Source organism: Limnohabitans sp. JirII-31, assembly GCF_002778315.1.
In the GTDB taxonomy this organism is placed as follows: domain Bacteria; phylum Pseudomonadota; class Gammaproteobacteria; order Burkholderiales; family Burkholderiaceae_C; genus Limnohabitans.
The window spans coordinates 86,955-108,177 of record NZ_NESA01000004.1 but is presented as its reverse complement, the minus strand read 5'-3'; the positions used below and the strand labels follow the sequence as shown (position 1 = coordinate 108,177).

Genomic DNA, 21,223 nt, shown 5'->3' with positions numbered 1-21,223 from the left:
ATGGCGATGGATTCTAGCGATCACTCACTGAGCGACTCAGAGACCAGCGGCATTCCAGTCGGCTGCTGGCTGGCCAGGTTCGGGCGTCAAACCTGCCGCTTTGATGGCTTCAATCGCGCAGAACTCGTCTTTCTCAGACGCATCGCCGCTGATACCCACCGCACCAATGGCAATGTGCTCGCTGTTCAACAACAACACACCGCCCGGCGTAGGAATAAACCGGCCGTCTGAGGCTGCTGCCAAGGCGCTCTGAAAATTCGGTCGTGTCGCCGGACAGTTCGCAGCGTCTCCGATCAATTAAAAAGTTGTCTATACATCATCGGATTGCATCAGAATGTAGGCACATTCGAGGCAGATGGCTGTCTGACCGCCAACAAATAGCGCTCGGTCTCAACGGAGATGAGTTTGCTGCAACTCTTGAAAGAATTTTTACCATGATCGACCGTCGTACCTATCTCTGCACAGCGGCCGCGTTAGTCGCCTTGCTTTCAGTGACTCCCCTGTTTGCGCAAAGCAAATACCCGGCTCAACCAATAAAAGTCATCGTCGCATTGCCAGCGGGCGGTGGGGTCGACATGTTGGCGCGCACATTGGGTCAAAAGTTATCGGCCAATTTAGGGCAGCCGGTGATAGTGGACAACAAGGCCGGGGGATCTGGCCAAATTGGTATGTCTCAGGTGGCCAAGGCGCCTGCGGATGGCTACACAATCACCATCTCGCCACTTTCCTTTTTGGCGACCAATAAAAGCATCTTTAAATCACTGTCGTACGATCCAGAGACTGACTTTGCACCAATCACACGTTTGGTCACTCAGCCCATGGTCTTAGTGGTTAAGGACAAACAAAAATACCCCAACGCAGGTGCATTCGTAGCCGCCGCGAAAGCCAACCCAGGCAAGCTGACCTATGCCAGCTCTGGGGATGGCAGCCCACAGCATTTGGTCGGGCTTTTGTTCGAATCTAAGACCCGTACCAATTTGCTACATGTGCCGTACAAGGGCGGTGCTTTAGCGATCAATGATTTATTGGCTGGCACAGTCGATAGCGTGTTTGCGGTGATGACCGAAGCCATGCCGCACATCAAGGCTGGCACCTTGCATCCGCTTGGTGTGATGGGTCAAAACCGCTCACAGCTGTTTCCGCAAGTTCCGACTATGCAAGAACAAGGTCTGGCTAACCTGAGCGTGGAGTTATGGATCGCCATGCTGGCACCCGCCAATACACCTGCACCCATCATCAATCAGCTCAATCGCGCAGTAAGGGATGCATTTGATCCGGAAATGAAAGCCAAATTGGCAGAAACCGCGATGGATGTGGCGACAACCAGTCCGGAGGAATTGCGCCAGATGATTTCCCGCGAGATCAAGCTACACAGTGAATTGCTCAAAGGGGCAGGTTGGGTGCCGCAATGATCGAGCCTGACCCTATGGGCCTAAAGATGCTCTGCGAAACCCTGGTCAGCGCGTGCTCGCGGTAGTACAGCCGCCCCAAGTGCAACCAATAAGTGGATGAATCAGGGATAGAAACAAAAAAGCGCCCGGAGGGCGCTTTTTTGTTTACTGGCGGAGCAAGAGGGATTCGAACCCTCGATACGGCATAACCGTATACCGGATTTCGAGTCCGGCGCATTCGACCACTCTGCCATCGCTCCTGTGTTCGAAGCCGATATTCTATCTCAGGGGCGACGCGCGCCGGTGCTGCCCAAGGGTTGCGCTACCGCGCCAGGCGTTGGTGTGGATAGGCCGCCCGTTGGGCTGATGGTGATGTGTGCCACCACGTTGCTGAACAAGCCCCCTTCGTCCAACTCCACCGTGGCCGAGCGGTCGCCACGCGTGAACACCAACAGGTTTTTCTTGCCACGCACAGCCGCCACCAAGGTCCAGCCTTGACGTGGAAACTGATCGGCAAAGAAGTTGTAACTGGCTGAAGCATCGGTGGGTAACTCCACCACGGCACGCCCCATCCAGTTGTCACCCACGCCAAAAATCAGAGATTCGGGTCCTCGCATCTTGCTGCCCACCGGCAGGGGCGTGCGACCGAGTTGGTCCACACCCAATCGCGCCGTGGTGCTGTCAGGGCCATTCTCAAGGCTCACCGACGGCGCGGTTGAGCTGCACGCCACCAAACCGACCGCCAAGCAAACCATGAGGATGTGTTTCATGCGCGCAACTCCGTGATGCCACCCATGTAGGGGCGCAGCGCCTCTGGCACGCGGATGCTGCCGTCGGCTTGCTGGTGATTTTCAAGCACCGCCACCAAAGTGCGGCCCACGGCCAAGCCAGAACCATTCAAGGTGTGAACCAATTCGTTTTTGCCTTGTGCATTTTTAAAACGCGCTTGCAAGCGGCGTGACTGGAAGGTTTCGCAGTTGGACACCGAGCTGATTTCACGGTACGTGTTTTGCGCGGGCAACCACACCTCCAAGTCGTGAGTTTTGCTGGCACCAAAGCCCATGTCGCCCGTGCACAGTGCCATCACGCGGTAGGGCAAACCGAGCTTTTGCAAAATGGCTTCGGCATGGCGCGTCATGTCCTCCAAAGCCGCGTAGCTTTGGTCCGGATGAACAATTTGCACCATCTCCACTTTGTCGAACTGGTGTTGGCGAATCAGGCCACGGGTGTCACGCCCTGCACTGCCCGCTTCGGAGCGAAAGCACGGGGTGTGTGCCGTCAACTTGATGGGTAACTCGCTCTCGGCCACGATGACGTCGCGCACAAAGTTGGTCAAGGGCACTTCGCTGGTCGGAATCAAATACAGCGCGGTGTTCTCACCACTGGCTTCGCCATCTTGACCGCCTTTTTTGGCGGCAAACAAATCTTCTTCAAACTTGGGCAACTGACCCGTGCCTTTGAGGCTTTCGGCGTTGACGATGTAGGGGGTGTAGCACTCGGTATACCCATGCTCCTGGGTTTGCACATCCAACATGAACTGCGCCAAGGCGCGATGCAAACGGGCAATCGGGCCCTTCATCACGGTGAAGCGCGAGCCTGAGAGCTTGACGCCCATTTCAAAGTCCAGGCCCAGCGGTTCGCCCAAATCCACATGGTCTTTGGGCGCAAAGCCCAAGGGCGTGGGTTGGGTGCCTGTGGGGCTCCAGCGGCGCAACTCCACATTGCCGTGTTCGTCAGTGCCCACGGGCACACTGTCGTGCGGCAGGTTGGGCACCGCCAGCAACAGGGTTTGCAATTCGGCTTGCAGCGCATCCAGGCGCACGGCCGAGCTGTCGAGTTCGGCTTTGAGGTCAGCGACTTGCGCCATCACCGCATCGGCGTTTTCGCCTTTGGCTTTGAGCTGCCCAATTTGTTTGGACAAGCTGTTGCGGCTGGACTGCAATTCCTCGGTGCGGGTTTGCAGCGTCTTGCGCTCGTTTTCAAGCGCCTGGTAAGCCGCCACATTCAGAAAAGCTTGTGGGTTTTTGCGGGTTTCGAGGCGGGCGATGACGTGGGGTAAATCGCGGCGAAGCAGGGTGATATCTAGCATCCCGCCATTGTAATGAGGCCTACTTCAAACCTTTGGGCAATGGGAACTTGATGGTTTCTTGCACGCCATCCAAGGTGCGCACCGAGAGTGCGCCCAAGGCGCGTATGCGGGCAATGACTTGTTGCACCAAGATGTCGGGGGCTGACGCACCGGCGGTCAAACCAATGTGGGTCTTGCCGACAAACCACGCCTCTTGCAACTCGCCGGCGTTGTCAACCATGTAGCTCTCGGCACCGTAGCGTTGTGCCACATCGCGCAGGCGGTTGCTGTTGGAGCTGGTGGGGCTGCCCACCACAATGACCAAGTCGACTTGCGCGCTCAAGAGCTTGACTGCGTCCTGACGGTTTTGCGTGGCATAGCAAATGTCTTGCTGCTTGGGTTGGCGCACATGAGGAAAGCGCGCGGTCACCGCACGGCTGATCTCTGCCGCATCGTCGACGCTCAAGGTGGTTTGGGTCACCACGGCCAAGCGCTCGGTCTGGCTGGGTTGAACACGGGCCACATCGGCCACATCTTCCACCAAATAAATGCCACTGCTCAACTGGCCCATGGTGCCTTCGACCTCGGGGTGGCCTTTGTGACCAATCATGATGAATTCGTAGCCCTCTTTGTGCAGCTTGGCCACTTCCACATGGACCTTGGTCACCAACGGACAGGTGGCATCAAAGACCCGAAAACCCCGTCGCTCGGCCTCTTGCTCAACCGACTTGGGCACGCCGTGGGCGCTGAACACCAGGGTGGCACCAGCGGGCACGTCGTTCAAGTCTTCGATGAAGATGGCACCACGCTGCTTGAGGTCTTCCACCACAAAGGTGTTGTGCACGATCTCATGACGCACATAAACGGGAGTGCCAAATTTTTGCAAGGCACGATCAACGATTTCGATGGCACGGTCCACCCCTGCACAAAAGCCACGCGGCTCGGCCAATACGATGTCTTGCAGCGTGTTCATAAGATGCCGATGACCTGCACTTCAAAGGTCACGGGTTGACCTGCCAGCGGGTGGTTGAAGTCAAACAACACTGCGTCATCGCTGACCTGTTGCACAGCACCTGCGAATGACCCCTGGCCATTGGGCGCTGGGAACTGCACCACATCGCCCACAGCGTATTGCTCGTGCGGATCGCCCAATTCTTTGAGCAGGCTCTTGCCCACCCATTGCTGCATGTCGGGGTTGCGTTCGCCAAACGCCTCGCCAGTGGCGAGTTCAAACGTGGCACGCACGCCCTCGGCCAAACCCATCAGGCGAAGCTCCACCGCAGGCGACAACTCGCCGGAGCCCAGCGACAAGGTGGCTGGTTTTTCGGCGAAGGTGTTGATGATGTCGCCTTGCGGTCCCGAAAGCCGGTAGTGCAAGGTTAAAAACGAGCCGGGGCCGATGGTAGGGTGGTCGGTGGAGTGAGGTGCAGACATGGCCTCCATTGTAGAAACCTCCAATCCCACACCAGGAGATGTGTTTCATGACCGACTCGATGCACATGCGTGACCTGCCCGCAGAGATGCGCCCCCGCGAGAAACTGCTCACACACGGCGCCACGTCGCTGACCGACACCGAATTGTTGGCGCTGCTGCTGCGCACGGGCATTCCCGGTAAAAGCGTGTTTGTGTTGTCGCAAGAGTTGTTGGCACGCTTCAATGGATTTGCGGGTTTGATCCATGCCAGCGCTGCCGAGCTAAAAACCTTCAAAGGCATGGGGGGAACGGCCAAACGGGCACAGTTGGTGGCGGTGCTCGAAATTGCCCGACGCGCCTTGACGCAAGAATTACGCGAAACCACGGTCATGAATTCGCCCAAGGCAGTGAAACAATACCTGCAACTTGAATTGGCCCAACTCAAACACGAGGTGTTCGCTGTGTTGTTTTTAGATGCGCACAACCGCTTGTTGTCTTACCAGCCCATGTTCCGGGGCTCGCTCTCACAAACCACGGTGTACCCACGTGAGGTGGCCAAAACCGCCTTGGCGCTGGGTGCCGATGGTGTGGTGCTGGCACACAACCATCCCGGTGGCACGGTCAAGCCCTCGCAAGCCGACTTGCAGCTCACGCGCACCCTGCGCGAAGCGCTGGCTTTGGTGGACGTGGCGGTGCGCGACCACATCATCGTGGCGCAGGGGCAATACCTCTCCATGGCAGAAGAAGGCTTGTTGTGAAATCCAAATCCTTGCAAGACCTGGGGGCCATTCGACAAAAAATCAACGATGTGGCACAAGCCGCCGCTTTGGCTGAACTGGCGCGCCGCGAAGCAGAACGCCGGGCCGAGGCCGAGCGCCACCTGTTTGCCCGCGCCGTGGGTGCCGTGCAACCCCTGCCCGTGAAAGAGCGGGTACATATTCCGCCATACCGCCCCACGCCGCGTCCGCTGCAACAAGACCTGGACGATCAAGCGGCCTTGGTGGAGAGCATGAGTGACGAGTTTGACGTGAGCACGCTGCTCGACGTGGACGACCAGTTGAGCTTCAGACGCCCGGGCATTGGCACCGACGTCACGCGCAAACTGCGCAAGGGCGAATGGAGCATCCAAGGTCAGCTTGACCTGCACGGCCTGCGCAGCGACGAGGCGCGCACGGCGCTGGGTCAGTTCATTCGCGACGCCAAGCGCATGGGCTGGCGCTGTGTGCGGGTGGTACACGGCAAGGGCCTGGGATCGCCCGGCAAAGAGCCAGTGCTCAAGTCCAAAGTGCAGCGGTGGTTGGTACAAAAAAACGAGGTGCTGGCCTTTGTACAGGCCAAGCCTTCAGACGGCGGTGCCGGGGCCTTGGTGGTGTTGCTCGCTCCAGGCAACGCTTGAGAGCACAGCGGTCACGCTGGGATGGCCATGGGCCATTGGCCTCAGGCTAGCCGTGCATCACACGCCTTGGTTGCGCATCCAGTCGGCGGTTTGAAAGAAACTGTTTTTCAAGCGCTCGCGCAAGTCAGCGGGCACATCGGTTTCTCCCATGGCTTGGTCCATGCACGCCAGCCACTGGTCGCGCTCTTGGATGCCGATGGTGAACGGCATGTGGCGCATGCGCAGGCGCGGGTGGCCAAACTGCTCGGTGTAGTGCTGCGGCCCGCCCAGCCAGCCGCACAAAAACCAAAACAGGCGCTGGCGGGCGTTGTCCAAATTGGGGCCGTGCGCCGCACGCAAGGCGGTGTAGCCGGGCTCCAAATCCATCAGGTCGTAAAAGCGCTCGGTCAGCGCCTTGACGCGCTCTTCCCCGCCAATCCACTCGAACGGGGTGTCAAAAGGAGGTTTGTCTTCAATCTGCATAGGCTCTATTGTCGATGCGCTCACACCGCGGCTTGGCGCAAGGTCTGTACCACTGGACGGCGCAGCACATCGCGCAAGCCCCACCAGCCTGCAGCCAGCGCCAGCAAAGCGCCTGTCGCCGCGCCAATCAAGGGCACCCAAGGGCTCGGGTTCCAATTGAATTCAAAGGTGTAACGCGCCAAACCCCAGCCCAAGGCCATGGCCACACAAGCGGCCAAGAACCCCGCCAAAGCACCTACCCCGGCCAACTCGGCACGCTGCACCCGTGCCAGCAAGTGGTTGGATGCGCCCAGCGCACGCAACACCGCGTATTCGCGGGCACGCTCTTCACGCGTGGCTGTGACGGCGGCAAACAACACCACCAGCCCTGCCGCCAGGGTGAACAAAAACAAAAACTCCACTGCTTGCACCACTTGACCCAGCACCTGTTGCACCTGGTTCAAGGTCGCCCCCATGTCCACATTGGTCACGTTGGGAAAGCGGCGCACCAGCTGGTTGTCAAAACTCGCGCTGTGGCTGCGATCAGGCAGCAGTGCAGGTGGGGGGGCACGAAATGCGGCGATGTAGGTAAGCGGCACATCGGCCATGCGGCTGACCGGGTACATGACAAAGAAGTTGGCACGCATCGAGGTCCAGTCGACCCGCCGGATGGAGGTGATGCGCGCTTCATGCAGCACCCCCGCCATGTCAAAGCGCAGCACGTCACCGAGCTTCAAGCCCAGGGTTTTGGCAATGCCTTCTTCCACGCTCATGGCGTTGGCTTCTTCGGGCACCCAGGCGCCCGCCACGATGGTGTTGTGCGTAGGCGCACGCGAGCTGTAAGACAGGTTGAACTCGCGGTCCACCAAGCGCTGCGCGCGCTCATCTTTGTAGTGCTCGGGCACCACGCCCTGCTGGTTGATGGCCACCAGACGTCCCCGCACCATGGGGTACCAGTCGAATTGGCGCACTCCGGCATCGCGCAAGGTTTGTAAAAATTCGTCGGCCTGGGTGGGCTGGATGTTGATGACGAATCGGTTCGGGGCATCGGCAGGCGTGGCATTGCGCCAACTGCTAACCAAGTCGGTGCGCAACAACACCAACAGTGCCAGCGCCAACAAGCCTACCGCCAAGGCACTCACCTGCACCATGGCATACACAGGTCGGGCACTGATTTGCCGGGTGGCCAACATCAACCACGGTGGGGCCGTGCCTTCGCGCACGGTGCGACGCAGCAGCCACACAGCCAGCCACGCCATGCCCGCAAACACAAGCACAGCACCCGCAAAACCACCCACCACCATCAGGCCCAATTTGACATCGCGACTCACAGCGACCAGCAACACACCAAAACCCAACAGACCCAGGGCCCAGACCGACAGCGTGGTGGCCTTGAGCTGGCCCACATCGCGACGCATCACACGCAAGGCGGGCACGCTGGCGAGTTGCAACACCGGTGGCAAGCCAAAGGCCAGCAACAGGGTCAAGCCCGTGCCCAGACCATAGACCACAGGCCACACACTGGCGCCAGGCAAGGCGGTGTCGACCAGCCCGGCCAGCAACTGCACAAACAACAGATGCACGCCATAGCCCAGCGCCAAACCCAGCAAACTCGCCACGCTGCCCACCCACACAAATTCCAGGCTGTAGGCCAGCGCAATGCGTTTTTGGCTCAGGCCCAGCACACGCAGCATGGCGCAGTCGTCGAGGTGGCGTGCGGCAAATGCACGCGCCGATAACGCCACCGCCACCGCACTGAGCAAAGCCGCCAGCAAAGCCACCAAATTCAGAAACTTGCCTGCACGGTCCAGGGTTTGACGCATTTCAGGACGTCCTGCCTCCAGCGACTCCACGCGCACGCCACGCACCTCGGGCTTTTTGGATTCAAGCGTGGCCCAGTCGTTGAAGCGCTGCACCACCGCCGCTGGCCCGACCACCGCGTAGCGCCAGGTCACCCGACTGGCGGGCTGCACCAAGGCGGTGGCCGCCAGATCGGTGCTGTTCATCAGCACACGTGGCGCAAAGCTCATGAAGCCGGCACCACGGTCGGGTTCTTGCATCAGCACACGGCTGATGCGCAAACTGCTGTTGCCCAGCATCAGACGGTCTTGGATATTGAGCCCCAAGGCTTCCAGCACGCCCAGCTCCACCCACACCTCGCCTGGGGCGGGAATGTCAGTGGCAATGACTACATCGGCACGGGCACCGCCCCCAGAGCCCGTCGCGGCACCTTGCACCAAGGCCGCTTGGGCTTGCGCCAGGCTTGCGCTCACCTTGAGTTGCCCGCGCAAGGGGTAGCCCGTCTCGACCGCTTTGAGGGCCACCAAGCGGCTTTCACCGCCTTGTGCTTGATCGGCGCGCGCCATGGTGGGAAAGCTCAGTGTGGTGACACCCTTGAGGCCCATGGCCCGCGCATAGGTGACGATGTGTGCAGGCGTGGGCGTGTCGCTCACCACCACCGCATCACCGCCAAGCAACTGCCCGGCGTCACGCTGCAAACCCGCGTTCATGCGGTCGGCCAAGAAGCTGACCGAGCTCAAGGCGGCCACCCCCAAGGCCACGGACACCATCAGCAGGCGCAACTCGCCCGCACGCGCATCACGCCACAAGCTGCGCCACGCGATGGACCACCAAGCACCGCTGTGCGTCGTGTGCGTTGAACTCATGCCGCCTCCCTGCGCTGGGCCAAGCTGGGGTCGAGCTGCACACGCTGTGGCGCGGTGTAGACCAAGAAGTGTTTGTTGGTGGCACGGCCCAAAGTGCACAGCCCCAGGCGCTCGGCCAGGTCGTAGCCCATTTGCGTGATGCCACTGCGCGAGATGACCACGGGCACCCCCATCTGGGCCGACTTCAGCACCATCTCGCTGGTCAGGCGACCGGTGGTGTAAAAACTTGATGCAGGGCCCGACACCACGCCATGCATCCACATCCAGCCCGCAATGGTGTCAATGGCATTGTGGCGACCCACGTCTTCCACAAACACCTGCAAAGTTTCGCCATCGAACAAAGCACAACCATGCACCGAGCCAGCCGATTTGTAAGTGCTCTCTTGCAGACGAATGGCGTTCAAGATGGCGTACAGGCGGGCTTGGCCCAACTGCGCATCGGGCAGCACCAGGGTGTCGATCTCGTCCATCAAGTCACCAAACACACTGCCTTGTCCGCAACCGGTGGTGACCACGCGGTGTGCAGTGCGCGCCTGGATATCGGCAATGCCCGCATGCGTTTTGACAGCGGCCACGCCAGCGCCACCCTCACCCGCGTCCCAATCGACCGTGATGGATGCCACCTCATGAGCCGCGCCCACCAAACGTTGGTTGCGCAAATAGCCCAGCACCAGCAACTCGGGGTGCGCGCCCAAGGTCATGAGGGTGACGATCTCTCGCTTGTCCACATACACCGTGAGCGCACGCTCAGCCGGAATAGACGCCATGCTGCGCTCCCCATGCTCGTTGAGCACGCTGACCTCGCGGGTCAAGGGCGTTTGGGCTTGGGTGAGATGGGGAAGGTTCAAAACAACAGACATAGGTGCAGGCTACAACAAAACGGGCCGCCACCCACAGGTGCGGCCCGATGCACAGCCAAGCTGTGATGGATTTAAGATTTTTTGGCGGGAGCAGCAGGAGCGGCGGCAGGTGCAGCGGCGGCGGCTACAGGGGCCGCTTCAGGCGGTGTGTAGACAAACTTGCCAGGGTCCGCACAAGGCGCGGTGGCGACAGGCTTGCCGGCTTTGGACTTGTTGGTCTTTTGCACATGAGCCGCCACTTTGTCTTGCGACTTGCACAGCAAGTAGCCGTCCACCTTGCCTGCATGTGCCGTCTTGGCGGCGGCTTCGGCGGCTTTGGCCTTGGCTTCGTCGCTGGGCGCAGGTAACTTGGCCAATGCGCCAGCACTCAGGCCAGCCAGGATGAGTGCAATGAGGTTTTTGTTCATAGAAATTCTCCTGAGATCAAGCCTGTGCCGTCGAGCCAGGTGCTTCGGGGCTGCGGTGCGCAGGAATTTTGCCTGCTTGGATGTCGGCATGCCAAAGTTCGTGGTGTTCTTTGGCCCAGGTTTCATCCACATAGCCGGTCTTCATGGCTTTGTAGGCGCCTTCCATACCGATGGTGCCAATGTAGATGTGTCCCATGAACATGGCCATCATCAACACCGTGGCCACGGCGTGGACCATGTGCGCCACTTGCATGGTGCCGCGTTCGTAAATCAAGCCAGGGACGATTTTGTCAAGCACGAAACCTGACGCCACCACCACCGCACCCAAGAAGAACACGCCACCCCAGAACACCAGTTTTTCACCCGCGTTGAAGCGGTGTGAGGGCACTTCGTGACCGCTCAAAATACCGCCGCCTTTGAGCAACCAGTTCAGGTCGCCTTTGCGTGGCATGTTGTCTTTCAAGAAGGTGACGAACACCACCACCAAAGACACAGCAAACAACGGCCCCGCAAAGTTGTGGGCGTTTTTCAGCAAGTAGGTGAGCCAACCAAACAAGGTGTCACCGATGATGGGTTGCAACACAAACTTGCCAAAGGCCATGGTCAAACCAGAAATGGCCAACACCACAAACGCAATCGCGTTGGCCCAGTGCGCGGAGCGCTCGAACGGGGTGAAGCGCTCGATCTCGCGACCCGTGGGCTTGCCGTGCATGGCAATCGCGCCCTTGCGCCAAAAGAAAACGGCAATCGCACCTGCCACAATCAACAGCAACGAACCACCATAAGGAATCAGCCACTGGTTGCGCACTTGTCGCCAAGCCTCACCCGCATTGGTCACACGCGATCCGGGATATTGCACAAAGGGCTGAATCAACACACCTGCTTCAGGCGCGGTTTCTTTGGGCAAGCTGCTGTAGCCTGCAACCCCTTTGCCCACATCACGCCACATGGGCGCGTTGTTGCCTGGCTGCACTTTGCTGCGCTCAGCGTTGGTTTGGTCAGCGTAACCAGGTGCATCGCTGGCGTCGGGTTTGACGTCTTGGATGTTGACGCTCTGCACGGCAGGCGCTGTGGCAGCGACAGGTGCTGCCGCTTTGTCTTGCGCGTCGGCTGACAGTGCAAGCACCGTCAACACCGCACACAACACCGATTGAATAGAACGTGACATGGTGTGCCCCTGGTTCACGGTGCGCGTGTGTTGTCGTTCATGCCATATTGCGCGCGCGCACGCAGGTGCTGCTCCCAGCTGTTCTTGTCACCGGCTTGCCAGCCTGGTGCCACGAAGGCGTTGGTCACACCGCTGAAGGCGGTGGCGTCATTTTTGGTGCCCAGGGTTTGTGGCTTCTCACCACAAGCGCTCAAGCCCGCCACGCTGGCCACAGCCAACACGGTCAACAGCGAAGTACGCGACATCATTTTTTGACTCCTTCAGCAGCGAGTTTTTGACCTGCTTGTTTGGAACCATAAGCAGTGCCCCAGCCCCACACTTCAGCACCCTTGTTGCGTTTGACCACGCGGTTGCGGAAGATGTCGGCCACCACGTCGCCGTCACCGGCGAGCAGGGCTTTGGTCGAACACATTTCAGCGCACGCTGGCAGCTTGCCTTCGGCCAAACGGTTGCGACCATATTTTTCAAATTCGGCTTGGCTGCCGTTGGCTTCTGGACCACCCGCGCAGAAGGTGCACTTGTCCATCTTGCCGCGCACACCGAAGGTGCCCTGCGAAGGGAACTGAGGAGCACCAAAGGGACACGCGTACGAACAGTAGCCGCAGCCGATGCAGACGTCTTTGTCGTGCAGCACGACGCCCTCGTCGGTTTTGTAAAAACAGTTGACGGGGCACACCGCCATGCAAGGTGCATCGGAGCAGTGCATGCAGGCCACCGAGATCGACTTTTCGCCGGGCACACCGTCGTTCAAGGTCACCACGCGGCGGCGGTTCACGCCCCAAGGTACTTCGTGTTCGTTCTTGCAAGCGGTCACGCAACCGTTGCACTCGATGCAACGCTCTGCGTCACAGATAAATTTCATGCGGGCCATGGTTGTTGCTCCTTCAAGCGCGTTCGAGGTTGCAGACCGTGGTCTTGGTCTCTTGCATCATGGTCACGCTGTCGTAACCGTAGGTGGTGGCGGTGTTGACCGCCTCGCCACGCACAATGGGCGCGGCCCCTTTGGGGTAATGCGCCAGCATGTCGGCACCTTGCCAACGACCCGAGAAGTGGAAAGGCATCCACACCGTGCCGGTATCGACACGCTCGGTCACCAAGGCCTGCACATTCAGACGTGCGCCCGTGGGGCTATGCAGCCACACACGTTCGCCGTTGCGAATGCCGCGATCCGCCGCCGTCTTGGGATGCACCTCGACATAGGCTTCCTGTTGCAACTCAGCCAGCCAGGGGTTGGAACGGGTTTCTTCGCCACCGCCCTCGTACTCGACCAAACGGCCCGAGGTGAGGATGAGCGGGAACTTCTCGTGCACCTTGTCGGCCACGTTTTTGTCTTGCACGGTTTTGTACAAGGTGGGCAGGCGCCAGAAGGCTTTCTTGTCGTCGTGCGTGGGGTACTTGGCCACCAGGTCAGGACGCGTGCCATACAAAGGCTCGCGGTGTTGCGGGATGGGGTCTGGGAAGTTCCACACCACAGCGCGGGCCTTGGCGTTGCCAAACGGGTGGCAGCCATGGTTTTGCATGAACACGCGGATCATGCCGCCTGAGTTGTCGGTCTTCCAGTTCTTGCCTTCAGCCAACGCCTTTTCGGCATCGGTGAGTTCATCCCACCAACCCAGCTTCTTGAGCAGCACGTGATCAAGCTCGGGGTAGCCGGTGGTGATGTCAGCACCTAACGAATGAGAGCCGTCTTCAGACAATAGGTTCTTGCCTTCACGTTCCACACCAAAGTTGGCGCGGAAGTTACCGCCGCCGTCCATGACGTGCTTGGAGGTGTCGTACAGGTTGGGCGAGCCAGGGTGCTTGAGTTCAGGTGTGCCGTAGCAAGGCCAGGGCAGACCGAAGTAGTCGCCGCCGAAGTCGTAACCGGTTTCTTTGTCTTTGCCACCCTTTGACTTCAAGGTCTTGACGTCAAACAAATGCATGTTGCGCATGTGCGCCTTCAAGCGCTCTGGGCTTTGGCCGGTGTAGCCAATGGTCCAAACCGACTTGTTGATTTCACGCAAGATGTCTTCCACCATGGGCTCGTCCATGCCGTTGACTTTTTGCAGCTTGTAGTTCTTGACCAGCTCCTTGCCAAAGCCGAGTTTTTCGGCAAATTGGTACATGATCATGTGGTCTGAACGGCTCTCCCACAGGGGCTCGATCACTTTCTCACGCCATTGCAGCGAGCGGTTTGAGGCCGTGGCCGAACCACTGGTTTCAAACTGTGTGGCCGCAGGCAGCAGGTACACCGCGCGGTTGGGGTTGAGGTCTTCAGCCTTGCCGGGCATGGCCGCCATGGCCGCCGTGGCGGAAGGGTAAGGATCGACCACCACCAACAAGTCGAGCTTGTCCATGGCGCGCTTCATGTCTAAGCCACGGGTCTGCGAGTTGGGTGCATGACCCCAGTAGAAAACGCCGCGCAGGTTGCTGTCTTGGTCGATGAGTTCGTTCTTCTCCAGCACACCATCGATCCAGCGCGAGACGGTGATGCCAGGCTTGCTCATCATGCCGGGGTTGGCAAAGCGGCCTTTGATCCACTCAAAGTCCACGCCCCAGGCTTTGGCAAAGTGCTTCCAGGCACCTTCGACCAAGCCGTAGTAACCGGGCAATGAGTCGGGGTTCGGGCCCACATCGGTGGCGCCTTGCACGTTGTCGTGGCCGCGGAAGATGTTGGTGCCACCGCCCGATTTGCCCACGTTGCCCAAAGCCAATTGCAAGATGCACGACGCACGCACGATGGCGTTGCCGGTGGTGTGTTGGGTCTGACCCATGCACCACACGATGGTGCCGGGACGGTGCTCGTTCAACATGGTGGCGATCTTGAGCAACTGGTCTGGCTTGACGCCGCAGACCTCTTCCACTTTGTCGGGCGACCATTTGGCCAGCACTTCTTCCTTGACCTTGTCCATGCCGAACACGCGGTCGTTGATGTATTTCTTATCTTCCCAGCCGTTCTTGAAGATGATGTGCAACAGGCCAAACAGGAACGCAATGTCCGAGCCCGAACGGATACGCACGTACTCGTCAGCCTTGGCCGCTGTGCGGGTGAAGCGTGGGTCGACCACGATCATCTTGCAACCGTTTTCTTTGGCATGCAGCATGTGCAGCATGCTCACAGGGTGAGCTTCGGCAGCGTTGGAGCCGATGTACAGAGCGACCTTGCTGTTTTGCATGTCGTTGTACGAGTTGGTCATGGCGCCATAACCCCAGGTGTTGGCCACACCGGCCACGGTGGTGGAGTGGCAAATACGGGCCTGGTGGTCACAGTTGTTGGAGCCCCAATAGCTCACAAACTTGCGCAGCAAATAGGCTTGCTCGTTGTTGTGCTTGGAAGAGCCAATCCAGTAAATCGAGTCAGGACCGCTGGCTTTGCGCAGCTCTAGCAACTTGGCGCTGATTTCGGTCAGGGCCGTGTCCCAGCTGATGCGCTCGTACTTGCCGTTGACCAGCTTCATGGGGTAGCGCAGGCGGAATTCACCATGACCGTGCTCACGCAGGGCCGCACCTTTGGCGCAATGTGCGCCCAAGTTGATGGGGGAGTCGAACACAGGTTCTTGACGTACCCACACACCGTTTTCCACCACAGCATCGACCGCACAACCCACCGAGCAGTGGGTGCACACCGTGCGTTTGACTTCAATCTTGCCCGTGCCGTTGCCTGCGGTGGCATTGGCTGCATCGGCTGCATCGGCTTTTTTCACCAAACTCAATTGGGTGGCGGCCAAGCCAACCCCCACACCCAGACCGGAACGGCGCAAGAAGCCACGACGATCCAAAGTAGGCAACGCTTGCGACAAACCGCGCTGCAGGCGGTCGACCAAGCCAGAACTGCCAGACTGGGCAGCGTCAGATTTACGGGTCAGCAACATAGAGGTACTCCTGCGAATTCGGTTCAGGTCACTCAGACGCGGGTGGTCTGGTAGTAGCGCTTGACGTGTTCGCTCAAGCTGTAACCACCGCCGTTTTCAGGCGCAGGCTTCAAGGCGGCCACTTCGGTGGGAAGGTTCACGCGGGGCAGTGCAGTGACCGCAGCAGCGGCAGCACCCGCCGCAGCGGCACCCATAAAAAATCCACGGCGCGACGCCTGGGTTTGTTCTTTTTTCATGTCGATCTCCTCGTCTGGTCGTGGATATGCACGACATTGCATACTGTAATGGTTCTAGAACCAAAGTTGGTAAGTAATAACGTCATGCCCCATCCCGTTGATGGGGTATCGGCTGAACGCGAAATTATTTCTAAGCCTTTTGACTGAAGGCTTCACGCCAACATGTCAAAGCCTTGGGTCTCGACGCTGACAAAGGCGCGCGTGAGTTCAGCCAAGGCGGCGTAAAAACGCGCCCGTGGATTGGCTTGCAAGACATCGCACAAACCCAACACCCAGGCCTGAACATGGGCCGCAAAGAACTTGGCTTGTTGGGTCAAGTTAGAAACCGCGACATCATCACCCGCCACCAAAAAACGCATGACTTCCATGAGGTAAGACACATGGTCTTCGGTCTCCGACATGGAGGCTGCATCGCGCGTGAGGCCCAAAGCGGCCAGATCGGTGCGCAGTTGCGCCAACGGCTTTTCGTTCAGGAAACCGCTCAGGTAATGCGAGGCATACACATACACCTCGGGCTTGCCGACGCCGCCAAACAAGGCCTCGTGCTCGCGCTGGATGCTGGCGTCGTCCATGTCGCGCGCCGTGCCCACCAGGGCGCGCCAAGGCTCTTCTAAAAACCCGCCGGAGGCAGGCGCTTCGGTGGCAGCCACACGCAACTGCGCCAACAAGGCAGGCGCAGGCGAGGCGTAAAACAGCTCGGCGATCAGTCCGTACAACTCGGCACGGGCAGTTTCTTCGTCAAGGGCGGAAGACAGATGGGGGGCTGTTTGGGTCATCAGATTTTTTGCTCGTCACCCGAGGAATAAATGTCAATCACACGGCAGTCGCCGCACATTTTGAGGCGCTCCAGCGCCGCGCCTTGGAACATCGAATGTCCCGCCAGTTTGGCCATCATGGCCTCAATGCCCTTGAGCGTGCCAAAGGGTTTGCCACAACGCACACAGCCATAGGGTTGGGTTTCGTTGAGCACGCGCAGCTCTTTGCGTTGTGCGGTCAGCAACAAGCGCGGCACCAACTGCAAGGCGTTTTCAGGACAGGTGGTGACACACAGGCCGCATTGCACGCAGTTCTTCTCAACGAAGCGCAGTTGCGGGGCTTGTTGGTTGTCTTGCAAGGCATTGGCCGGGCAAGCGCTGACGCAACTCATGCACAAGGTGCAGCTGTCTTTGTTCACGTCCACCGAGCCAAACAATGCGCCATCGGCGGGCAGGCTCAAGGCCTCAGGTGCCGTGTTGGCTTTCAAAGCAGGTGCATGCTCCAACAAGTGGTCGACCAGCAAGCTCAAGCTGCTGCGTTTGTCATTCATCAAGGCAAAGGTGGCCACAGGCAGGCGTGAGCGCAGACGCTGTTTGCCACTGCACACACGTTGCAATTCGGCATCCAGCTCCAGCGCCTGCGTGGCATGCACCAGTTGCAACACGGGTTGGCCAGGCAAGGCATAGCCCAAACCTTCGAGCATGGCCTGGGCTTGGTTCATTTGGGCTTGCAAGCCATCGGCGTATTGCGGTGCTTCTTCGCGGGTGACCAACACCAAAACTTGCGCAGCGCCGTAAGCCAGCGCGGACAGCCACACGTCCAGCCCCAGGCTGGCGGTGTGCCACAGCGAGACCGGAATCACATGCGCGGGCACGCCCTGGGCCAGCTGCAACTGGGCCGCACGGCCCAGCTCATGCACCAAGGCAAGACCCGCCTCTTGGCTGTGCAACAGCAACACGGGGTCTTGGCCACCGGCCTGTTGGTAAGTGCTCAGCAGGGTTTTGAGTTTCACACCCTGTTCAGGCGCACTCGGGTAGGCATAGCTCAAAGCGCCCGTCGGACACACCGTGGTGCAGGCACCGCAGCCCACACACAGGTTGGGGTTGACCTTGATCTGTTGACGCGCGGATTCAGAGCTGATCGCTTCAGCCGAGCAGATGTCCACGCACGCCCGGCAACCCACTTGCTCGTTGCGGCTGTGTGCGCACAGCTTTTGTTTGTAGGCAAAGAAACGCGGTTTTTCAAACTCGCCCACCAACTCGCGCAAGCGCAGCAAGGTGGCCGCATCGGCTTGGCGGAAATAACCTTGCGGCAGCGCGTGGCGGCTGAAGGCGCTGTGTGCGCGCAAGTCGAGCACCAAGTCAAAGTCGGCCGTTTCTGGCGCGGCCTCACGCTGGAAGTTGATGGCGCCCACCGCACCGCAGGCGGTCACGCAGTCGCGGTGTGACTGGCACTTGCTCAGGTCAATTTGGTAGTCCAAGCCAATGGCTTGTTCTGGGCAAGCCACCACACAGGCGTTGCAGCGGGTGCACATATCCAAGTCGATCGGGTTGTTGCTGGACCAGGTGAGTTTGAACGCGCCCAACCAGCCCTCCACGCGCAGCACCTGCCCGCCCAAGACGGGGTAGCGGCGACTTTGTGCCCCCCCCGCCTCGCCTGGCCCTTGGGTAAAAAGAGTGACGTTGAGCACATCCGAGAGCAAGGCCGCCGCTTGTTCAGCCGCATCCAGGGCGCCAATGATCAGCAAGCGCCCCGCACTCTTGAAGGTGACGGTGGGCACGGGCTCTGGCTCTGGCAAATGCGCGGTGGCCAGCAGTGCGGCGATTTTGGGCGAGGCTTGTTTGGCGTCGCGGCTCCAGCCGCCGGTTTCGCGGATGTTGACAAACTTGATGACCGAAGTTTTGGCTTGCGCTTGCGCAGCCAAGTCACCAAACAAGCGCTGCTCTTGCGTGCACGCCACCACCACCTCGTCGGTGGTGCTTTGTACCGCGTTGAGAAAAGCGCCCGCTTCACGACGGCACAGGGCCGTGTGCAAGGTCAGGTCTTCATGCAGGCTCTGGCCCAGTGCTTTCGGGTCGAGGGGTTGGGTCTGGTTGCAGTCGCAAATCAGCGTGGTCATGCGTGGTGGTGTCGGTGGGTGAAAGGGTTTGGGCAGGGACGGACTGTGCCACGAGTTGAGGTGGGGCGTCTGCGGGCGTTTGGGTTTCTTCGTCAAACAGGTTCAAAAACTTGGCGCCATTCATTTGACGCAGCATGGCCAGAGGAATTGGGTCGGGTTGACCGTAATCGTCGATGTACACATCCATGCGGTCCATCACATTGAAGTGAGGATCGGTGAAGAGTTTTTTCATGGCTGCGTTTTTCACGTCCGACGTGACGCCACGGGCCATGAAGGGTGTGTAGTCAGACTCGGGGGTGAGTGACTGCACATCGTCCAAGGTGGGCGCAGGCGTGGCAGGCGTGGCAGACGTTTGGGTCTGCGGGTCAGGCGTTGGATCGTTGAGTGTTTGCACGGGCGTCACCACCCGCACGCTGGCGGGCACCGGGTCAGCCACAGGTTTGCCTTCGCGCACCTCGGCCTTGCGGCGCGACCAACGGCCTAAGAAGCCAGCGGGTGTGTCGTCATTCGCCATGTGTTCCCCCATTGCCTGAACCCGGCCCGCCACCACGCAATTTGCTGGTGCTCACCGCCGCTGGATTGCCAAAGCGGTCTTGCAGAGGTTTGAAACTGTCGGGACGTCTGCGGCGCTTGACCTCGGCGACCCAGTGTTCTTCGGCAAATGCGGCCATCCAGGCCACCACCTCTTCGGGAGCAGCGATCTGGTCAACGTTTTCTTGCGCATCCAACCAACGGCCCGCGTCGTGGTAACTCAGGCTCACCATGGTGGGCACCGCCATCACCTGGTCACTGATGGCAGGCTCTTCTTCCATGCGCCACAAGACAAACCAGCACGGTGCGGGGGTGGTGGCGTTGAGGTAGTAGCCTTCGGCGTCGTCGCGAAACAGTTCAACCTTAAAGCCTGGGTGCAGCCACAGTTGCTCGTCGTCGGTGTGACGCAAACAACGCGGTGCGCTGCCAAAGTGCTGCGCGTGTGGCGTGAGGTCGTGGCCCAACACATCGTGCAAGACCCAACGCCAGGGCTGCCACTGGCTCATGGCACCGGGCACACGTTCACGACGCATGACCACGGCAACTTGCAAACTGGGACGAGAATTCATGCGGCGATGTTAGCGGGCCAGCCATACCCCGCGCCACCCTAGGCTTGCTCAGTAGGTCTCTAAATGCAAGCGCCCTTCACGCTTCAAGGCGGGTGCCACGTTGTCCCAGCCTAGGCCAGCTTCGTTGGCAATGTCACGCAAGGTCATGACCACGCCTTCTTCCATGCTCTTCAAACCACACACATAAAAACAGGTGTTGGGGTCTTTGAGCAGGTGCGCCAAATCGGCGCTGCGCTCGCGCATCAGGTCTTGCACATAGCGTTTGGGTTGACCGGCTGTGCGTGAGAAAGCAAAGTGGATATCAATGAAGTCTTTGGGCAACTTTTGCAAGGGGCCAAAGTAAGGCAACTCTTGTTGGGTGCGAGCGCCAAAGAACAGCATGAGCTTACCGCCTTCAAACTTGCCGCTTTGACGCAAGCGACGACGCCACTCGGTCATGGCACGCATGGGCGCACTGCCCGTACCCGTGCAAATCATCACGATGTTGGACTTGGGGTGGTTGGGCATCAGAAAGCTGGCACCAAAGGGGCCAATCACCTGCACGGCGTCGCCGGTTTTCAAGTCACACAAGTAATTGGAGGCCACGCCTTGAACCGCCTGGCCTTGGTGGTCTTCCACCACCCGCTTCACAGTGAGCGAAAGGTTGTTGTAGCCAGGCCGCTCCCCGTTGCGTGGACTGGCAATGGAGTACTGACGCGCATGGTGGGGCTTACCCTGGGCGTCTACGCCAGGCGGGATGATGCCAATCGATTGGCCTTCCAACACTGGGAACGGCATGTTGCCAAAGTCCAGCACGATGTGGTGGGTTTCGTTGGCCGTGCCAGCCTCGTTGACCTGCACATTGCCCACCACTGTGGCCATCACGGGCGCTTTGGGACCATGCAAGTTGGTGTACGGATGGGCGGCCGACCAAGGCGGGGCGGTGGCGCCGAATGCACCCGAGTTGAACGCAGTGCCCTCACCCGCAGTGGCCGTGGCAGAAGCCACCGATGCCGCACTGGGGGTTGGTGCAGCGTCTTGCGCGCTGACGTCACCCCCCATGGCCGCAAGCTCGGCCTCGCTCAACGCTGTGGGTAACTCATCCCAACCCAGTTGTTCTTCGACGCTGTACGCAGCAGCTTTGGGCATGGTGCGCCAGTTGTCGATCGACCCCGTGGGACAAGGCGGCACACAGGCCATGCACAGATTGCATTTGTCTGCGAGCACCACATAGTTGCGGCTGTCGTGCGTGATGGCCCCCACCGGACAAGTGGCTTCGCAGGTGTTGCATCGGATACAGATCTCGGGATCGATCAGATGCTGCTGAATGAGTTCGGTGGTGGCGTTCATGGCATGAATTAAAGCGCAAATC

The 21,223-nt window shown here is 59.6% G+C and carries 22 protein-coding genes and 1 tRNA gene; 3 read left to right on the top strand and 20 right to left on the bottom strand.

Going from position 1 to position 21,223, the window contains the following annotated elements; all coding sequences use genetic code 11:
• Positions 1 to 36: 36 nt before the first annotated feature.
• Positions 37 to 243: a heme-binding protein gene (locus B9Z41_RS07105; protein ID WP_199172953.1), complete on the bottom strand. Its 207-nt coding sequence runs from the start codon at positions 241 to 243 to the stop codon at positions 37 to 39.
• A gap of 191 nt (positions 244 to 434) precedes the next feature.
• Between B9Z41_RS07105 and B9Z41_RS07100 the strand changes: the two genes are divergently transcribed.
• Positions 435 to 1,412: a tripartite tricarboxylate transporter substrate binding protein gene (locus B9Z41_RS07100; protein ID WP_100146351.1), complete on the top strand. Its 978-nt coding sequence runs from the start codon at positions 435 to 437 to the stop codon at positions 1,410 to 1,412.
• A gap of 148 nt (positions 1,413 to 1,560) precedes the next feature.
• On the opposite strand, the gene B9Z41_RS07095 is transcribed toward B9Z41_RS07100, so the two are convergent.
• The 5 genes from B9Z41_RS07095 to B9Z41_RS07075 all read right to left on the bottom strand — a co-directional run bounded on the left by B9Z41_RS07095 (position 1,561) and on the right by B9Z41_RS07075 (position 4,893).
• Positions 1,561 to 1,651 (bottom strand) — tRNA-Ser (locus B9Z41_RS07095).
• Between the two features lie 24 nt (positions 1,652 to 1,675).
• Positions 1,676 to 2,161 carry a hypothetical protein gene (locus B9Z41_RS07090; RefSeq protein WP_100146350.1) on the bottom strand — a complete coding sequence of 162 codons (486 nt, stop codon included), beginning with the start codon at positions 2,159 to 2,161 and terminating at the stop codon, positions 1,676 to 1,678.
• Positions 2,158 to 3,480 (bottom strand): serine--tRNA ligase, encoded by a 1,323-nt coding sequence (gene serS / locus B9Z41_RS07085; protein WP_100146349.1) that lies wholly within the window; start codon positions 3,478 to 3,480, stop codon positions 2,158 to 2,160. The genes B9Z41_RS07090 and serS overlap by 4 nt, the downstream gene beginning before the upstream one ends.
• A gap of 19 nt (positions 3,481 to 3,499) precedes the next feature.
• Positions 3,500 to 4,432 (bottom strand): 4-hydroxy-3-methylbut-2-enyl diphosphate reductase, encoded by a 933-nt coding sequence (gene ispH / locus B9Z41_RS07080; protein ID WP_100146348.1) that lies wholly within the window; start codon positions 4,430 to 4,432, stop codon positions 3,500 to 3,502.
• Positions 4,429 to 4,893, bottom strand: a complete 465-nt coding sequence (locus tag B9Z41_RS07075; protein ID WP_233202574.1) for a peptidylprolyl isomerase — start codon at positions 4,891 to 4,893, stop codon at positions 4,429 to 4,431. Before B9Z41_RS07075 ends, ispH begins: the two co-directional genes overlap by 4 nt.
• Positions 4,894 to 4,952: 59 nt before the next feature.
• Here B9Z41_RS07075 and radC point away from each other — a divergent pair, with 59 nt between their 5' ends.
• Together radC and B9Z41_RS07065 are read left to right on the top strand one after the other, a co-directional pair.
• Complete coding sequence (gene radC, locus B9Z41_RS07070; protein ID WP_100146491.1) at positions 4,953 to 5,630, top strand: DNA repair protein RadC; 678 nt, start codon at positions 4,953 to 4,955, stop codon at positions 5,628 to 5,630.
• Positions 5,627 to 6,268: a Smr/MutS family protein gene (locus tag B9Z41_RS07065; protein ID WP_100146346.1), complete on the top strand. Its 642-nt coding sequence runs from the start codon at positions 5,627 to 5,629 to the stop codon at positions 6,266 to 6,268. The genes radC and B9Z41_RS07065 overlap by 4 nt, the downstream gene beginning before the upstream one ends.
• Before the next feature lie 57 nt (positions 6,269 to 6,325).
• Here B9Z41_RS07065 and B9Z41_RS07060 read toward each other — a convergent pair whose 3' ends face one another.
• From B9Z41_RS07060 to boxA, 14 genes are all read right to left on the bottom strand, one after another.
• Positions 6,326 to 6,730, bottom strand: coding sequence for a group II truncated hemoglobin (locus B9Z41_RS07060; protein WP_100146345.1), 405 nt, complete (start codon positions 6,728 to 6,730; stop codon positions 6,326 to 6,328).
• A gap of 20 nt (positions 6,731 to 6,750) precedes the next feature.
• Positions 6,751 to 9,375, bottom strand: a complete 2,625-nt coding sequence (locus tag B9Z41_RS07055; protein WP_100146344.1) for an ABC transporter permease — start codon at positions 9,373 to 9,375, stop codon at positions 6,751 to 6,753.
• Positions 9,372 to 10,235 carry a formate dehydrogenase accessory sulfurtransferase FdhD gene (locus tag B9Z41_RS07050; protein WP_100146343.1) on the bottom strand — a complete coding sequence of 288 codons (864 nt, stop codon included), beginning with the start codon at positions 10,233 to 10,235 and terminating at the stop codon, positions 9,372 to 9,374. Before B9Z41_RS07050 ends, B9Z41_RS07055 begins: the two co-directional genes overlap by 4 nt.
• Positions 10,236 to 10,306: 71 nt before the next feature.
• Positions 10,307 to 10,642, bottom strand: coding sequence for a hypothetical protein (locus B9Z41_RS07045; protein ID WP_100146342.1), 336 nt, complete (start codon positions 10,640 to 10,642; stop codon positions 10,307 to 10,309).
• A gap of 16 nt (positions 10,643 to 10,658) precedes the next feature.
• Entirely contained in the window at positions 10,659 to 11,810 is a 1,152-nt protein-coding gene (locus B9Z41_RS07040; protein ID WP_100146489.1) for a formate dehydrogenase subunit gamma, read from the bottom strand.
• 14 nt (positions 11,811 to 11,824) lie between these two features.
• Positions 11,825 to 12,058, bottom strand: coding sequence for a hypothetical protein (locus B9Z41_RS07035; protein ID WP_369823299.1), 234 nt, complete (start codon positions 12,056 to 12,058; stop codon positions 11,825 to 11,827).
• The gene (gene fdh3B / locus B9Z41_RS07030) at positions 12,055 to 12,681 is read right to left on the bottom strand and encodes a formate dehydrogenase FDH3 subunit beta (protein ID WP_100146341.1); all 627 of its coding nucleotides are present in this window, start codon (positions 12,679 to 12,681) and stop codon (positions 12,055 to 12,057) included. The genes B9Z41_RS07035 and fdh3B overlap by 4 nt, the downstream gene beginning before the upstream one ends.
• A 13-nt stretch (positions 12,682 to 12,694) precedes the next feature.
• Positions 12,695 to 15,661: a formate dehydrogenase subunit alpha gene (locus tag B9Z41_RS07025; RefSeq protein ID WP_100146340.1), complete on the bottom strand. Its 2,967-nt coding sequence runs from the start codon at positions 15,659 to 15,661 to the stop codon at positions 12,695 to 12,697.
• 32 nt (positions 15,662 to 15,693) lie between these two features.
• Complete coding sequence (locus B9Z41_RS07020) at positions 15,694 to 15,897, bottom strand: formate dehydrogenase (protein ID WP_100146488.1); 204 nt, start codon at positions 15,895 to 15,897, stop codon at positions 15,694 to 15,696.
• 152 nt (positions 15,898 to 16,049) lie between these two features.
• Positions 16,050 to 16,673 (bottom strand): molecular chaperone, encoded by a 624-nt coding sequence (locus tag B9Z41_RS07015; RefSeq protein ID WP_100146339.1) that lies wholly within the window; start codon positions 16,671 to 16,673, stop codon positions 16,050 to 16,052.
• The gene (locus tag B9Z41_RS07010; RefSeq protein ID WP_100146338.1) at positions 16,673 to 18,772 is read right to left on the bottom strand and encodes a 4Fe-4S binding protein; all 2,100 of its coding nucleotides are present in this window, start codon (positions 18,770 to 18,772) and stop codon (positions 16,673 to 16,675) included. Before B9Z41_RS07010 ends, B9Z41_RS07015 begins: the two co-directional genes overlap by 1 nt.
• The gene (locus tag B9Z41_RS07005) at positions 18,699 to 19,286 is read right to left on the bottom strand and encodes a DUF3306 domain-containing protein (protein WP_100146337.1); all 588 of its coding nucleotides are present in this window, start codon (positions 19,284 to 19,286) and stop codon (positions 18,699 to 18,701) included. The genes B9Z41_RS07010 and B9Z41_RS07005 overlap by 74 nt, the downstream gene beginning before the upstream one ends.
• On the bottom strand, positions 19,276 to 19,872 hold the full coding sequence (locus B9Z41_RS07000; protein WP_100146336.1) for a DUF3305 domain-containing protein: 597 nt from the start codon (positions 19,870 to 19,872) through the stop codon (positions 19,276 to 19,278). The genes B9Z41_RS07005 and B9Z41_RS07000 overlap by 11 nt, the downstream gene beginning before the upstream one ends.
• Positions 19,873 to 19,920: 48 nt before the next feature.
• Positions 19,921 to 21,201: a benzoyl-CoA 2,3-epoxidase subunit BoxA gene (gene boxA / locus B9Z41_RS06995; RefSeq protein ID WP_100146335.1), complete on the bottom strand. Its 1,281-nt coding sequence runs from the start codon at positions 21,199 to 21,201 to the stop codon at positions 19,921 to 19,923.
• Positions 21,202 to 21,223: the final 22 nt, after the last annotated feature.

Bases quoted from the DNA above. Each gene is read 5' to 3' on its own strand.
- B9Z41_RS07100 (WP_100146351.1), top strand. From the start codon at position 435: ATGATCGACCGTCGTACCTATCTCTGCACAGCGGCCGCGTTAGTCGCC.
- B9Z41_RS07090 (WP_100146350.1), bottom strand. From the start codon at position 2,161: ATGAAACACATCCTCATGGTTTGCTTGGCGGTCGGTTTGGTGGCGTGC.
- serS (WP_100146349.1), bottom strand. From the start codon at position 3,480: ATGCTAGATATCACCCTGCTTCGCCGCGATTTACCCCACGTCATCGCC.
- ispH (WP_100146348.1), bottom strand. From the start codon at position 4,432: ATGAACACGCTGCAAGACATCGTATTGGCCGAGCCGCGTGGCTTTTGT.
- B9Z41_RS07075 (WP_233202574.1), bottom strand. From the start codon at position 4,893: ATGTCTGCACCTCACTCCACCGACCACCCTACCATCGGCCCCGGCTCG.
- radC (WP_100146491.1), top strand. From the start codon at position 4,953: ATGCACATGCGTGACCTGCCCGCAGAGATGCGCCCCCGCGAGAAACTG.
- B9Z41_RS07060 (WP_100146345.1), bottom strand. From the start codon at position 6,730: ATGCAGATTGAAGACAAACCTCCTTTTGACACCCCGTTCGAGTGGATT.
- B9Z41_RS07055 (WP_100146344.1), bottom strand. From the start codon at position 9,375: ATGAGTTCAACGCACACGACGCACAGCGGTGCTTGGTGGTCCATCGCG.
- B9Z41_RS07050 (WP_100146343.1), bottom strand. From the start codon at position 10,235: ATGTCTGTTGTTTTGAACCTTCCCCATCTCACCCAAGCCCAAACGCCC.
- B9Z41_RS07045 (WP_100146342.1), bottom strand. From the start codon at position 10,642: ATGAACAAAAACCTCATTGCACTCATCCTGGCTGGCCTGAGTGCTGGC.
- B9Z41_RS07040 (WP_100146489.1), bottom strand. From the start codon at position 11,810: ATGTCACGTTCTATTCAATCGGTGTTGTGTGCGGTGTTGACGGTGCTT.
- B9Z41_RS07035 (WP_369823299.1), bottom strand. From the start codon at position 12,058: ATGATGTCGCGTACTTCGCTGTTGACCGTGTTGGCTGTGGCCAGCGTG.
- fdh3B (WP_100146341.1), bottom strand. From the start codon at position 12,681: ATGGCCCGCATGAAATTTATCTGTGACGCAGAGCGTTGCATCGAGTGC.
- B9Z41_RS07025 (WP_100146340.1), bottom strand. From the start codon at position 15,661: ATGTTGCTGACCCGTAAATCTGACGCTGCCCAGTCTGGCAGTTCTGGC.
- B9Z41_RS07020 (WP_100146488.1), bottom strand. From the start codon at position 15,897: ATGAAAAAAGAACAAACCCAGGCGTCGCGCCGTGGATTTTTTATGGGT.
- B9Z41_RS07015 (WP_100146339.1), bottom strand. From the start codon at position 16,673: ATGACCCAAACAGCCCCCCATCTGTCTTCCGCCCTTGACGAAGAAACT.
- B9Z41_RS07010 (WP_100146338.1), bottom strand. From the start codon at position 18,772: ATGACCACGCTGATTTGCGACTGCAACCAGACCCAACCCCTCGACCCG.
- B9Z41_RS07005 (WP_100146337.1), bottom strand. From the start codon at position 19,286: ATGGCGAATGACGACACACCCGCTGGCTTCTTAGGCCGTTGGTCGCGC.
- B9Z41_RS07000 (WP_100146336.1), bottom strand. From the start codon at position 19,872: ATGAATTCTCGTCCCAGTTTGCAAGTTGCCGTGGTCATGCGTCGTGAA.
- boxA (WP_100146335.1), bottom strand. From the start codon at position 21,201: ATGAACGCCACCACCGAACTCATTCAGCAGCATCTGATCGATCCCGAG.